General features: G+C 71.8%; 8 protein-coding genes. 1 reads left to right on the top strand and 7 read right to left on the bottom strand.

What is annotated here, in order from left to right; genetic code table 11:
* Nucleotides 1-46: 46 nt before the first annotated feature.
* From LIU39_RS01415 to eccD, 5 genes are all read right to left on the bottom strand, one after another.
* Nucleotides 47-499, bottom strand: coding sequence for a hypothetical protein (locus LIU39_RS01415; protein ID WP_227043623.1), 453 nt, complete (start codon nt 497-499; stop codon nt 47-49).
* 37 nt (nt 500-536) lie between these two features.
* Nucleotides 537-821 carry a hypothetical protein gene (locus tag LIU39_RS01410; RefSeq protein WP_227043620.1) on the bottom strand — a complete coding sequence of 95 codons (285 nt, stop codon included), beginning with the start codon at nt 819-821 and terminating at the stop codon, nt 537-539.
* Nucleotides 822-918: 97 nt separating this feature from the next.
* Nucleotides 919-1,269: a hypothetical protein gene (locus LIU39_RS01405; RefSeq protein ID WP_227043612.1), complete on the bottom strand. Its 351-nt coding sequence runs from the start codon at nt 1,267-1,269 to the stop codon at nt 919-921.
* A 416-nt stretch (nt 1,270-1,685) separates the two neighbouring features.
* Complete coding sequence (eccB, locus tag LIU39_RS01400) at nt 1,686-3,155, bottom strand: type VII secretion protein EccB (RefSeq protein ID WP_227043610.1); 1,470 nt, start codon at nt 3,153-3,155, stop codon at nt 1,686-1,688.
* 55 nt (nt 3,156-3,210) lie between these two features.
* Nucleotides 3,211-4,599, bottom strand: coding sequence for a type VII secretion integral membrane protein EccD (gene eccD, locus LIU39_RS01395; RefSeq protein WP_227043607.1), 1,389 nt, complete (start codon nt 4,597-4,599; stop codon nt 3,211-3,213).
* Nucleotides 4,600-4,877: 278 nt separating this feature from the next.
* On the opposite strand from eccD, the gene eccCa reads away from it, so the two are divergent.
* Nucleotides 4,878-8,840 carry a type VII secretion protein EccCa gene (gene eccCa / locus LIU39_RS01390; RefSeq protein WP_227043606.1) on the top strand — a complete coding sequence of 1,321 codons (3,963 nt, stop codon included), beginning with the start codon at nt 4,878-4,880 and terminating at the stop codon, nt 8,838-8,840.
* Between the two features lie 421 nt (nt 8,841-9,261).
* On the opposite strand, the gene LIU39_RS01385 is transcribed toward eccCa, so the two are convergent.
* Together LIU39_RS01385 and LIU39_RS01380 are read right to left on the bottom strand one after the other, a co-directional pair.
* Nucleotides 9,262-10,650 carry a S8 family serine peptidase gene (locus tag LIU39_RS01385; protein WP_227043604.1) on the bottom strand — a complete coding sequence of 463 codons (1,389 nt, stop codon included), beginning with the start codon at nt 10,648-10,650 and terminating at the stop codon, nt 9,262-9,264.
* 199 nt (nt 10,651-10,849) lie between these two features.
* Nucleotides 10,850-14,143 (bottom strand): right-handed parallel beta-helix repeat-containing protein, encoded by a 3,294-nt coding sequence (locus tag LIU39_RS01380; protein WP_227043602.1) that lies wholly within the window; start codon nt 14,141-14,143, stop codon nt 10,850-10,852.
* Nucleotides 14,144-14,238 lie beyond the last annotated feature (95 nt).

Raw genomic sequence — 14,238 nt, 5'->3', positions numbered from 1 at the left:
CCCGAAAGGGCTCCGGTGTGCGGTCGGTTGTTCCTTGTCAGAGCCGTCAGGCCGCGCCCTGGGGCGGTGGTGTCCTGCCGCCACCGCCACCGCCGAACCCGTTCAGGATGTCCTGGAGGTCCTGCATCATCTGCGACGCGGTCAGCTCGGTGTCCTGCTCGCCCTTGTCCAGAATCTGATGGACCGTCATCAGGTCGTTCGACAGATCGGTCATGGACTGGGCGAATCCGTCGAGTTCGTGCTTCAGGCTCTGGCAGAACTTGGCGTAACGCTGCTGCAACGCCTGGCCCGCGGGCAGGTCCTTGCTGCCGGCCAGCAGCTTCGCGTATCCGCCGGGCCCTGCGGGGCCACCGGCGAAACCGTCCAGATTGCGGTAGTCGTCGTTGTCCCGCAGCCCCTGGATGAAATCGTTGATCCGGTGCTGGGCAAAGTCTTCGAGGTATCCCTCGGTCACCTTGACCTTGCCGGTACCACCGGAATTCTTGTCGTCGTCACTCACGAGTCGGCCTCTCTGTTCACGCGGGCTTTTCCGGCGCTCAGAAGTGGCTCTGACCCCTGTTGTCGGCCTCGATCATGGCGTTGATCATGCTGTCCAGTGCCTGCACGCCCTGCTTGTGGGAGCTGTTCAGCTGGGATACCTGGGTGTCCACTTTCCCCTGGACTTCCTGCCAGGCGTCCTTCGTGCGGCCCTGGGTATTCGCAAGAAGCGGCGCGAGCTGCTGGACCATGTCCTCCAGCGCCTTCGTCATCTCCGTATTGGCCTGGTTCAGTACATTGACGTCGTTCTGCGCCTCTTGGATCTGAAGACTGAAATCTGCCATGGCTGCTCCTTGTGCATACGGGGCGGCCCATCCCGGGCGTGCGCCCACCTGTTGTGGTCGGGGTGCCTGATGCCGGGTCCGTCACCAGGCGCGGGGATCAGGACGAAGAGCCGCCCCCGGACAGCACGCCGTGGATGCCGTCGATGTCGCCCGACCAGCCCGCGGCGTGCTCCTGCGCCTGCGAGTCACCGGTGTTCAGCGTCTGGTTGGCGGCTTCCAGGCTGGCGTGCAGATTGTTCACCTTGGCCGACGCCTGGTTGTAGGTCTCGATCCATTCCTGCATCTTCTGCTGGAAGGTGGTGCTGGCGGTGGAGTGGAAGTGCTGGGCGGCCTGCTGGACGGTGTCCTCCACCTTCTGTCCGGCCGTGCGCATGGCCTGCATCTGGCCTTCCAGAAGCACCAAGGCATTCTTGATGTCCTGTTCCTGCTTGGTTACCTGGGCACCCATGAAGAATTCCTTTCGGGGAGGCGGGACGGCCGAAGAGGCGTGCGGCGGACACGCTCCTGGCTTTCCTCGCCTTTCATTTTCGGCCGACGGTGCCGGTATTCCCGTACACCGCTGTGCGGTGGCATCCGGATACGTGCGCGAACAGTGGGCGGTACCGTTCACGGAGGGTTCACGTTGTCCGAATGCACCGCTCCCGAATGCGTCGGTCCGGTGTCGCTGTCACGGAGTCGCCGGCCCTACTGGCCGTTTCGCCCGCGCTGCGGCGGGATTCACGCCGGTAATCCGGCTGCCACGACGCCGAGTTCACGAGAGAACCAGCTTCGGGAGATTTCATCATCACCAGGGTAGAGATCGCTCTGTGCCGTGTAGTCATACCAAAGGCTGACGTTCGGGAATGGCTTTCGCGCGGCTCCCGCTCAGGAGCCGGAGTGCGCGCAGCCCGCGGACGAGGCGGCCGCCGCCGGTACGACTCCGCCCTTGGCGAGCTTCGCCGGGTCCAGGCTCGGCCCGGTGGGCAGCAACTGCACCAACTGGGCCGGGAACGTGGCCGGTTGGACGTTTTCGTAGCCCAGCTGTTCGGACGCGGCCCGGTTCATCGGGTAGGCCGCGCCGGAGTCGGTGACGAGGTAGTCGGAGGCGCCGGCGCCCGCCGACGAGAGGGCCCGTACCAGCGCGCCGCGGCCCGGACGCACCCAGACCCGGTCGGATTGCAGACAGCCGGCCTGGATGCCCGGCTGGGTGTTGGGGGCGCCGGCCGGCACGTCCTTCGCGTCCAGGACGACGATGCCGGTCGACGGGCCCTTGCCCGCGCTGCTGCCCGGGGTGACCTTGGTGCACACGTCCTGCTTGCGGTCCGCCGTGATCAGCTGCGGCGCCGTCGCGGGCAGGCCGTCGGCGAGGGCGTTGCCCAGGTCGGACGACGCCTGGTGGGCCTCCAGATCGGCGGGTCCGATGGTGCGTACCTGTACGGCGGCGCCGTCGTACGCCTCCTTCTGGGTGCGCGGGTCGCCGCGCAGCAGGTCGAAGAGGAGCGGCGTCAGCGGGACGAGTCCCTCCTTGCGCAGCACGTAGTGCTGGCCGCCGGTGGCGTTGAACAGCCGGCCGATGCGGGAGGGGGCGCCGGCCAGCGACGGTCCTTCGTTGCCGCGGTCCGGCACTTCGGGTGCGGCGACGTCGGTGCCCGCGGTAAGGGTGTTGAGGAAGTCGTCCTTGACCTGGAGGGGGGTGACGTTGGCCCAGCCGAGTGCGGAGTGGGCGCCGTGGTCGGTGTCGATGCGGTGCCGCATGCCGTGCCAGAGCAGCTGCACTCCGCCGGACGGCGAGCTGACGAGGGTGCCGGACGTGTCGTCGAGGGCGTCGCCGACCTCGGTGCTGCCGACGGCGACGCTCAGCACGTCCCGCTTCTTGCCGTAGGAGTCGGTGAGGTGTCCGGCGCAGGCCAGCCAGGCTCCGGTGTCCAGCGCGTCGGGTGCGGGCACCGAGTCCGGCGCGCCGACGATGCCGACGGGTGCGCCGTGCGGGGTGCCCCCGAGAGAGGCGGCGCTGACGCTCTGCACCGTCATCCGGCTGCCGGCGATGAGCTTGGCCGATGCCTCGTTGAGCACGGGGTGCAGGGCGTCGCCTGCGAAGAGGTAGCGGCTGGTGGAGTCGTCGACCAGGACGAGCGTGCCCGGGGTCTGCCACGAGGTGGCGCCGCCGGGCGAGACCACTCCGTAGAGGGTCACGCCGACGGCGGCGAGCAGCGCGAGGAACGTGCCGCCGATCAGGCCGCGCTTGGTGCGGGCGTTGGGCGCGTCGGGGGCGTCGGGTTCGACGCGCAGCATGCCTGCCGACAGCCGGCTCATCACGAACAGGTGGGCCTGTACCTGGTCCCGCCTGGATTGCATGGAATTCCCCTTCCTCGGCCGTGACGTACGGCCGGCGGCTGTCCGGGAGGACGGATCAGCCCTTGATGGCGCGCAGTTGCTGGTAGATGCCGGCGACGAGGATCGTCAGCGGGACGAGGACGACGGCGGTCGTGGTGTGCAGCAGGTCGCCGATGCGGCCCCAGTACGGGACCAGCCGGCGGCCGGGAACGGTCCAGGCGGCGATGGCGGCCACGGCGGCCGCCGCGAGCAGTCCCGCGGTCAGTCCCAGCCGTGCGGGCAGGGCGAGTCCGGTCGCGCCGAGGGCGGCGGCCAGGGCGAGTCCGTAGGCGCCGGGCAGCACCATGGACAGGCGCTGCCACAGGCTGCCGAAGTGCCGGGAGTGCAGCAGCAGGAGCAGGCTCAGCACGCAGGCGCACGCCAGGGGCGGCCAGTCATCCGTGCCGGGGGCGGTGAGCAGGGCGGTGAGGCAGGCGGCGGCGACCAGTCCCAGGGCGGCGTAGAGGCCGGTCATGTAGCTGTCGGCGAGTACCGCGCGGGTGGCGATCCGGTCGGCGGGGTGCGGGGTGATGCCTTCCTGGAGCTGGTCGGCGTTGGCGGGCAGGACGGGCAGCCGCAGGCCCGACATCCGGAAGCCGAGTCCTGGCACCAGTCCGCCGCAGATGAGTACGCACAGGACGACGATGCCGGCGGCGTGGCTGACCGGGAGTCCGGCGACCACGCCGGCACCGCCGACGGCGATGAAGAGGCTGACGGTCAGCGCGCCGAAGAACAGCGGGGCGCAGGCGGCGACCGCGGCCAGCGCCAGCACGGAGGCGCCGGCGCCGGTGGCACCGGCGGCCAACAGCCGGGCACCGAGCAGCACTTCGGCGTGTCCGCCGCTGGGCACCAGGGCTCCGGCGAGCGCCATGTAGGGCACGGCCATGATGCCGAGCACCGCGCCGCCCGAGGCGTCGCCGACGGCGCGGGAGGCCGCGCCGGAGCAGGCGACGAGCAGCAGGGCGAGCCCTGCGCTGATCACGGCCCGCAGCACGGTGGGTCCTGGCAGGGCCAGGACGATCAGGCCGACGGTGAGGGCGGTGGCGGCGAAGCCGAGGAGCAGGCGGCGGGTGAGTTCGGGCCGCCAGGAGTCGGGCCGCTTGCGCAGGGCTTCGCCGACGCCGTCCACGAGGTCGTCGTAGGCGACTTCGGGCAGCGTCTCGTGGCGGGGGCGGAGGTAGAGGGTCTCGCCGTCGCGCAACTCCAGTGTGCGCGGGGTGCCTTCGTCGTCGAGGGGCGGCTGCCCCAGGCGCTGTACGGCCCAGCCGCCCTGGTCCAGGCCCTGTTCGTGGAGGTCTTCTCCCGCGTAGTCGACGAGGACCGGCAGCAGGTCGGCGACCGGGACGTCGACGGGCACGCCGATGTCGAAGGACCTTTCGGGGGATCGGACGGTGAGTCGGCACAGGCCGACGGTGGTGTCGCTCACGGCGGCTCGCTCTCTTCGTCCCGGAAAAGCCTCCGGGTCGACGCGGATTGAGGAGAACACTATCGTGACTGCTTATCAGCAATTCGATCGCAGAGCGTACTCCCGAGAGTTGAAGGTGTACCTCAAGCCATCCGGTCACTGCACTGCAATCTTCCCTGAACCGCTCACATTTGCATCATCGCGGTTGCGAATTGTTCCTCGCTTCCACTCCCCCGGTGCCGGCCTGCACCGGCGGCCGCGCAGCGCGGGAACGGCCGCCTCCCGAAGGAAGGTCCGTCTTGAGCACCGTCACATTCCGCCGCCCCCCACGCAGGCCGGGGCCACAACTGCCGCAGGGCGAGCTGAGCCTTCAGGAGCCGCCGGCCCTGCCCGAGTCGCAGAGCGCCATGTCCGGCGTGATCACCTACCTCCCCATGGCCCTCAGCTCGATGGGCATGGTGCTGATCTTCCTGAAGCCGGGAGGCAGCGGCGGCGCCCTCACCTACGTCGCGATCGGCATGATGGCGATCTCCGCCATCGGCATGCTGGTCACCCAGTTCATGCGCAGCGCCCAGGACCGCAAGCGCAAGCTGCGCGGTGAACGCCGTGACTACCTCCGCTACTTGACCACCACCCGGCGCCGGGTCCGCAAGGTGATCGCCCAGCAGCGGCAGGCGCTGTCCTGGCAGCACCCCGAGCCGCCCGCCCTGTGGTCGCTGGCCCGCACCAGCCGGCTGTGGGAACGGCGCCTGACGCACGAGGACTTCGCCGAGGTACGGATCGCCCGCGGCTCCCAGCAGCTGGCCCTCACCCTCTCGCCACTGTCGACCAAGCCGGTGGAGGACCTCGAACCGCTCTGCGCGCACGCGCTGCGCCGCTTCATCCGGGCGTACGGCACGGTCGCCGACCAGCCGGTGGCAGTCCGGCTGCGGACCTACGCACGGATCGTGCTGCGCGGCGACGAGACGGCATCCCGTGCCGCGGTGCGCGCGCTCCTCGCCCAGCTGGCGGTGCTGCACGCGCCGCGCGAGCTGGACATCGTGATCGTCGCGGACGGTGAGGCGCGGGCCGAGTGGGAGTGGGCGAAGTGGCTGCCGCACGTGCAGCACGCGGCGGAGACCGACGGGGCGGGCGCGGCCCGTCTGGTCATCGACAGCGTCTCGGAGCTGGAGGCGCTGCTCGGCGAGGAGTTCGCCCAGCGGCCCAAGTTCGACGCCGACCGGGAGCCGAGCCGGGACGAGCCGTACACCGTGATCGTGCTGGACACCGCGAACGTGCCGCAGGGCGCACGGGTGGCGGGCGCGGGCTACGCCAACGCCGTGGTGCTCGACGTGCGCGGCATCCTGGGCTGGCAGCACTCGCGCCAGGTGCTCAGGCTGCGGATCGGCGCCGACGAGCTGCACATGGTCGGCACGGACCGCAACGGCAAGGAGACCGAGACCGCGATCGGCAGGCCCGAGGCGCTGGGCACCGCCGCGGCGCGGGCGCTGGCCGCCACCGTCGCGTCCTACCGGCCCGGCGCGCGCACCCGGACCGACCAGCCGCTCCAGGAGGACATGGACCTGGCGGGACTGCTGGGCATCGCCGACCTGCGCACGGCGGCCATGGACCGGATGCAGACCCGCTCCCGCAGCGAACGGCTGCGGGTGCCGATCGGCCTGTCGGCGGACGGCACGCCGGTCGAGCTGGACATCAAGGAGTCGGCGCAGGGCGGCATGGGGCCGCACGGCATGCTGATCGGCGCGACCGGCTCGGGCAAGTCCGAGCTGCTGCGCACCCTGGTGCTCGCGCTGGCCCTGACCCACTCGTCCGAGACGCTGAACTTCATCCTCGTCGACTTCAAGGGCGGCGCGACCTTCCTCGGCCTCGACGAACTCCCGCACACCTCCGCGGTGATCACCAACCTGGCGGACGAGACGGCGCTGGTCGAGCGGATGAAGGACGCGCTGCACGGCGAGATGATCCGCCGCCAGGAACTGCTGCGGCGGGCCGGCAACCACGCCTCCGCGCTGGAGTACGAGAAGGCGCGCGAGGGCGGCGCCGACCTCGCGCCGCTGCCGACGCTGTTCGTGGTCGTCGACGAGTTCAGCGAACTGCTGGCCGCGCACCGCGACTTCATGGAGCTGTTCGTGATGATCGGCCGGCTGGGCCGCAGCCTGGGCGTGCATCTGCTGCTCGCCTCGCAGCGTCTCGACGAGGGCCGGATGCACCAGCTGGAGTCGCACCTGTCGTACCGCATCGGCCTGCGGACGTTCTCCGCGATGGAGAGCCGCGGCGTGCTGGGCGTGCCGGACGCCTACAACCTGCCGTCCCAGCCGGGCAGCGGCCTGTTGAAGAACGACGTGGGGACGCTGACCCGCTTCAAGGCCGCGTACGTGTCCGGGCCCTACCGTCCGGCCCGGCGCAGCACGCAGCAGGCGGTGGTGGCGGGCCAGGTGGTGCCGTTCAGCACCGCGTGGGTGGCGCAGCGGCAGCTGCCGCAGACCGCTCCCGAGCCGCTGCCCGACGAGTCCGCGCCGAACCTGCTGAACGTCGCCGTGGACCGGCTGCGGGAGCGGCCCACGGCCCCCGCGCACCAGGTGTGGCTGCCGCCGCTGGACCTCGCGCCGACCCTGGACGCGCTGCTGCCGCCGCTGGCCGCTGCCGCCGGGCGGGGCCTGGCGCCCGCCGACCCGCAGCAGGACGGCCGGCTGACCGTGCCGGTGGGCATCGTGGACCGGCCGTTCGACCAGCGGCGCGACCCGCTGACGGCCGACCTGTCGGGGGCCGGCGGCCACGTCGGCATCGCGGGCGGGCCGCAGAGCGGCAAGAGCAACCTGGTGCGGGCCCTGGTGAGTTCGCTCGCGCTGACCCACACCCCGCGCGAGGTGCAGTTCTACTGCCTGGACTTCGGCGGCGGTTCGCTGTCGGGACTGGCCGGGCTGCCGCACGTCGGCGGCGTCACAGGGCGCCTCGACCCCGAGCGCGTGGTGCGCACGCTGGCCGAGATCACCGGCGTCATCGCACGCCGCGAGCGGCAGTTCGCGGAGCTGGGCATCGAGTCGATGGACGACTTCCGGCGGCGGCGCGCTGCCGGTGAAATGGCCGACGAGCGGTACGGGGACGTGTTCCTGGTCGTGGACTGCTGGGGCACGGTGCGGCAGGACTTCATGGACCTGGTGCCGACCTTCAACCTCATCTCCTCGCGCGGGCTGAGCTTCGGCGTCCACCTGATCATCGCGTCGACCCGGTGGGGCGAGATCGGCAGCGCGCTGCGCGACCAGCTCGGCACCCGCTTCGAGCTGCGGATGGGCGACCCCGTCGACTCGGTGATCAACATGCGGGCGGCGGACACCGTGCCGAAGATCCCCGGGCGCGGCATGACCGAGGAGCGGCTGCACTTCCTCACCGCACTGCCGCGGCTGGACGGCGACGCACGGACCGCCTCGCTCGCCGAGGGGGTGACCGCCATGGTGGAGCGGGTGGCGGCCGCCTGGGACGGGCCGCCGGCGCCGCCGGTGCGGATGCTGCCCGCGCAGCTGGACGCGGCCACGCTGCCCGCTCCCGACGGCGACCTGCGGGTGCCGATCGGCCTGGAGGACCAGCGTCTGGAACCGCTGTGGCACGACTTCGAGTCGAGCCCGCACCTGATCGTCATCGGCGACGCGGAGACCGGCAAGACCAACCTGCTGTCCCTGATCTGCCGGGCGGTGGCCAACCGCTACACGCCGGACCAGGGGCGGGTCATGCTGGTGGACTTCCGCCGCACGCTGGGTGCCAGCGTGCCGGAGGAGTCCCGGCTGGGCTACGCGGTCTCGACGGACAAGCTGCGGCAGATGGTCGAGGGCGTGGCACGGGCGATGCGCGACCGGGTGCCGGGGCCCGACATCACACCGGAGCGGCTGGGCAGGCGCGACTGGTGGACCGGGCCGCAGCTGTTCCTCGTCGTCGACGACTTCGAGATGGTGGGCGGCGGCGGCATGTCGGGGCCCAGCCCGTTCGCGCCGCTGACGGAGTTCCTGGCCCAGGGCAACGAGCTGGGCCTGCACCTGATCGTGGCGCGCAGCGCCAACGGCGCGTCCCGCGGCATCAACGACCCGCTGCTGCGTCAGCTCCTTGAGGCCAACACTCCCGCGCTGATGTTGTCCTGCCCGCCGTCGGAAGGGATGTTCCTGCCCGGCGTCAAGCCGCGCACCATGGCCACGGGCCGCGGCCTGTACCTCACGCGCCGGGGCACGACCCAGGTGCAGACGGGTCTGCTCGACGCGCCCGCCGCCCCGTAGCGGGCGGGCACGGCGAGCCCCCGAGCCCCGCACGGATGCCGCTCAGGCACCCCGCGCGGGGCTTTGCTCTTGCACATCGAAAGGGATTTCCTCGCACGCGGAGATCAACTATTCCCTTTTCTTGAGTACCGGCACGGACACCACGGGCCATAAATGCCGTCACGCACCACCCCCAGGTGGAGGGTTTGGGCACCGATAAAAAGTGACGGGTCGAAATCAGCAGCCGAAAGAGCGGGCTCGAAATACGCTCGAACGAGAAAAGAAATGCGCCTCGGAAGGGCCGGGATGGCCGAGATGGCCGGGGCTGCGCACCCGGGCACGGGCGCGCACCACGCACGAAGGAGGCCACCTCGGCGAGAGGTGGCCTCCTTTGTGGTGCGCGGAGGATGCGGGGCGAGGCCGGCGGCCTCCGTGCGGGGGCTCAGGTTCCGGAGGCCGTACCGCCCGCCGCGTCGCCCGCCGGCGCCGGTCCGTCGCCCGCGGCCGCGAGCCTGCCGGGCCGCCAGCCGCGCCGCTGCCCGCGCGGAATGACCACGGCGGCGAGGGCCATCAGCGCCAGCAGCACCGCGGACGCTCCGGCGATGAGCCAGGCACGGTGCCCGGCGGCCCTGGAATCCGGCGCGGGCAGCCGCAGCGCCTCGGCCCCGCCCGCGTCGCCCGCGCGCGCCGGCGTGCCCAGGTTGGCGGTGACCGCCGACCCCGGGTCCACGGTCCCCCAGCCGACCAGCGGCCCCGCCCCCGCACCCTGGTAGTGGTACGCGGTCCGTTCCAGCCGCGACAGCACCTGATGCGCCGTCAGGTCAGGCCGGTACGAACGGACCAGGGCCGCGGTGCCCGCGACGAAGCCGGAGGCGAGGTCGGCGCCGCTGCCGGTGAAGTGCCCGGCGCCGCGCGGCCCGATGCTCAGCACACTCCGGCCGGGGGCGGCCAGGTCGGGCGCGGTGGCCGGCGGCAACTCCTGGTCGGGGAGCCCGTCGGGCGGCGCGAGCGAGGCGACCGCCACCACACCGGGCAGTTGCGCGGGATACGCGGCGGGCGCCGCCTTGCCGCTCTCCTGCTGCTCCCCGTAGGCCGGGGCGATCACCAGCACGTCCTTGGCCTGCGCCGCCTTCACCGCCGCGCTCAGCGCCGCACTGCCCGACGCCAGGGCCACCGGCACGTCGACGACCTTCGCGCCGCCCTTGACAGCGGCCTCGATCCCGGCGGCGATGTGGTCGGCCGTGGTGGTGCCGTCGTGTTCGGTGGCGCGTACGGCCAGGATGTGCGTGCCGGGGGCGACCCCGGCGAAGCCGATGTCGGCCGGTTTCGCGGCGGCGATCAGTCCGGCGACGAAGGTGCCGTGGCCGACGCAGTCGGTACCGGCCGAGCCGCCCGCGACCACGTCGGGGCCCGCCGTGACCCGCCCGGCCAGCGCGGGCGACCCGGTGGCGTCCACGCCGGTGTCCACGACGGCGACGGTCGCGCCGTCGCCCTCGGTGAGGTCCCAGGCCAGCGCGGGGTTCAACACCGCCTGCTGCCACGGAGGTTCGGACGCCTTCTTGGCGGAGGGTTTGGTGCAGGCTTTGCCCTCCAGCACCCGCGGGATGGGCGGCAGCGTGGTGCCGCCGCCCTGCGCGCCGTCCGCTTGCGCCGCAGGGGCCGCGGCCGTGGCGCTCACCGCCAGCAGCCCGAGGGCCGCGGCCGTCCCCAGGACCCGCCGCACTCCGGAGAGCCGGGGGCCGGGGGCCGGACGGCCGGTGAACCGGGCAGTGATCTCACGGCAGTTGTGACCGTCCACCAGCGGTGTTCCCCTACTTCCGTCGTCACCCATCGCCTCACACCCTCGTGGCGAACACGGCCGCTGCGCCGTTCCGGACACCGGGCACCGCGCGGCATACGGCCTTCGGGAGACGACGGCGCGGCCCGCTGCGGACACTCCATTCACGCAGGTGCGGGCCGCGTCCACCACATACAAGTGGGGGTGATATCGGGGGCATTTCGCCCACCGGGTCAGGGGAAGGCCGCCGCCTTCACAGGTTGGCCGCCTCCAGGTCCTCCGGCAGCAGCCTGCGCAGATCGTCGAGTCCCGCATCGGGGAGCCGGCTGAGGCGGCCCGCCTGCCGGGTGACCATCGCCTCCATCACCTTACGGGCATAGCGTGCGTTGCCGAAGTCGTCACCGCGCTGCACCGATGCGAAGTGCCTGCGCAGCCCGTCCACGGTCGCCGGGACGCACTCGTAGCCGTCCCGCGCGCAGGTGCCCAGCACGATCGCGAGCAGCTCGTCGGTGGTGTAGTCCTCGAAGTGCACGGTGCGCGAAAAGCGGGACGCCAGGCCCGGGTTGGAGGCCAGGAAGCGCTCCATCTCCAGCGAGTAGCCCGCTGCCACGACAGCGACGTCACCACGGTGGTCCTCCATCAGCTTGACGAGGGTGTCCACCGCCTCCTGCCCGAAGTCGGACGAGGAGCCGCCCGCCGGGGTGAGGGTGTACGCCTCGTCGATGAAGAGCACCCCGCCGCGGGCCCGTGCGAAGACATCCTTGGTGAGCTGCGCGGTGTGGCCGACGTACCGCCCCACCAGGTCGGCGCGGGCCACCTCCACGAGCTGGCCGCGCGGCAGCACGCCCAGGGTGCCGAGGATTTCGCCGTACAGCCGGGCGACCGTGGTCTTTCCGGTGCCTGGCGGCCCGGCGAAGATCAGGTGGTGCCCGACGGAGGTCGCGGGCAGCCCGGCCGCCTGCCGCCTGCGGGCCGTGCCGAGCAGGTTGACCAGGTCCTCGACCTCGTTCTTGACGGCGTCCAGGCCGGTCATGGCGCGCAGCCGCCCCAGTACCTCGTCCAGCGCCCCGTCGTCGTGCCGGTCGGTGCCCGCGCCGACCGCCGCCGCTGCCTGCTTGCCGACGTCGGACGGGACGAAGGTCGTCAGGTCGTCCTTGGACACCTCCGCCATCGCCGCCAGCCGGAACGCCTGCCGGTCCACCATCTCCTCGAACACCTTGCGGGCCGCCCGCGCGTTGCCGAACGACTCGTCCTTGTGCATCCGCTCGAAGTGCACCCCGAGCGCCTTCTCGGTCTCCTCCGCCAGGGTGTAGCGGTGCGCGTCGCACTGCCGCCGCACGATGGTGACCAGCTCAGGAACGCTGTAGTTCTCGAACTCGATGGTGCGGCTGAAGCGGGAGCCGAGGCCGGGGTTGGACTCCAGGAAGTTGCTCATCTGGGAGGTGTATCCGGCCGCGATGACGACGACGTCGTCACGGTGGTCCTCCATCAGCTTGACGAGGGTGTCGACGGCCTCCTGGCCGAAGTTGGCCCCGCTGCCCTCCTGGGAGGTGAGGGTGTACGCCTCGTCGATGAACAGCACGCCGCCCAGGGCCTTTTCGAAGACCTCGGTGGTCTTGATGGCCGTACCGCCGACGATCTTGGCGACCAGGTCGGCGCGGGACACCTCCACCAGGTGGCCCGAGCGCAGCACGCCCAGCGAGGCGAGGATGGAGCCGTAGAGCCGGGCGACGGTGGTCTTTCCGGTGCCGGGCGGGCCCGCGAAGACCACATGGCGGGCGTTGGTCGGCACCGGGAGCCCGGCCTCGCGGCGGCGGCGCGCCAGCCGGTTGAGGTTGACGAGCATGTTGACCTGCTCCTTGACCGCCTGTAGGCCGACCAGTTCGTCGAGCCGGGCCAGCGGCCCGTGGGTGTCGGCGGCGCCGCCCGCCCCGGCGGCCGCCGCGCTCTCCCCCCAGACGTCCGGGTCGGTGTTGCCGCTGCTGGTCAGGTTCTCGACGCTGGTCTCGCCGTCCGGTGAGGTCTGGCGCACGCCTGCGCCCTCGTTGTCGGTCGCCGTGCAGCCGGTCACCCGTACCCGCTTGGTCGTCTCGACCCGGACCCCGTCGCCGGCATTCCCGGTGAGCCGGCAGCCGTTGAGCGCACCCCGCGCCTTCTGCCCCATCAGCACGCCGTTCGCCTTGCCGTCGTGCACCCAGGTGCGGACCGCGGTCAGTTCCGCGTCCTCGTCCAGCGCGACGCCGTCGGCCCCGGATCCGTCGATCTCGCAGTCGAGCAGTGTGACAGTGCCACGCGGGCCCGCCTGGACACCCGCACGTTTCGCGGCCCGCACCGTGGTGGCCTGGAGCGTGGGCCGGGCGCCTTCGGCGACGTAGACCCCGCACCGGCCGGCTCCGGTCAGCTCGCAGTCCTCCAACTGGCCGCGCCCGGTGCCGCGTACCTCGACGGCGTGCCCGGCCGCGTCGGTGACGCTCACCCGGCGCAGTACCGGCTCCGCTTCCCCGTCGATGAGGATTCCGGTGCCCTTCGCGCCGGTCACTTCGGCGCGGTCCACGCGGGGCGCGCCGTCGCCGGAGAGCAGGATGCCCTCCGCGGCGCAGCCGCGCACCTGGAGTCCGGTGAGGTGCGGAGCGGCGGATTCCTCGGTCACCACGCCGGAGCCCGATGCGTCATCGACCGTGCAGTCGGTGAAGGAGCCGCGGGCGTGGCCTGCGACGACGATGCCGTGCCCGTCGCTGCGTTCGACGGTCAGCCCGCGGAACACGGGGTTGGTGTCGCCGGTGAGCGTCACTCCGTGGCTGGAGGTCTCGCTCACGGTGCAGTCCTCGACCGTGGCCTGCGAGGAGGAGCTGATGTGCAGCCCGATGACCGTGTCGCGCAGCCGGCACTGCGCGATCCGGGTGGCGCTGTCCTGCTCGATGGCGACGGCGGGTTTGCCGGTCATCGAGATGACGCAGTCCTCGACGCTGCCCCGCGCCCGGCCGTTGGCCAGCACGCCGTTGCCCCGGGCGTCGCGTACCGTGCAGCCGCGCACCACGGGTGCCGCTTCCTCGCCGATCACCACGCCGGAGCTGCCGAGGCGTTCGAAGAGGCAGTTCTCGATGATGCTGGGCGCCCGCGAGATGTCGACGAGGCCGGCGCCCGCCTGGTTGACCACGTGGCAGTTGCGCATGGCCAGGGAGCCCTCCTCGCGGGAGAGCAGTGCCGTCCAGGCGGCGCCGGTGATCTCGCAGTCGTCCATGGCGGCCTGGCCGCGCGGCACGTCGATCACCGGCAGTTCGGTGTCCTCGCTGCGCAGCCGCAGTCCTGAGAGTTTGACGGCCTCGGCCAGGACCTGGACGGCGCTGCCGGTACGCGGCGCGATGTCGACGACCGCCCCGGCCTCGTGGGCCACCAAGGTGACCATTTTGGTCACCACGAGGTTCTCCTCGTACCGGCCGGCCCGCACGCTGATCACGGTGCCGCTGCGGGCCGCCTGGATGGCTTCTGCGATGGTGCGATGTCCGTCGACCCCGTCCGGGTCCACGATCAACAGGTGGCGAGCCAACGCCGCTCCCCCTTCGTTGTGATCGGGTCGGCGCCCGTGCCGGTCCCTACGCCGGAGCGGGTCGACTCCCTGATTACCGATGACGTGTGCTGATG

This window comes from Streptomyces pinistramenti, from assembly GCF_020564935.1.
In the GTDB taxonomy this organism is placed as follows: Bacteria; Actinomycetota; Actinomycetes; order Streptomycetales; family Streptomycetaceae; genus Streptomyces; species Streptomyces pinistramenti.
This window is presented reverse-complemented; position numbering and strand designations above follow the sequence as displayed.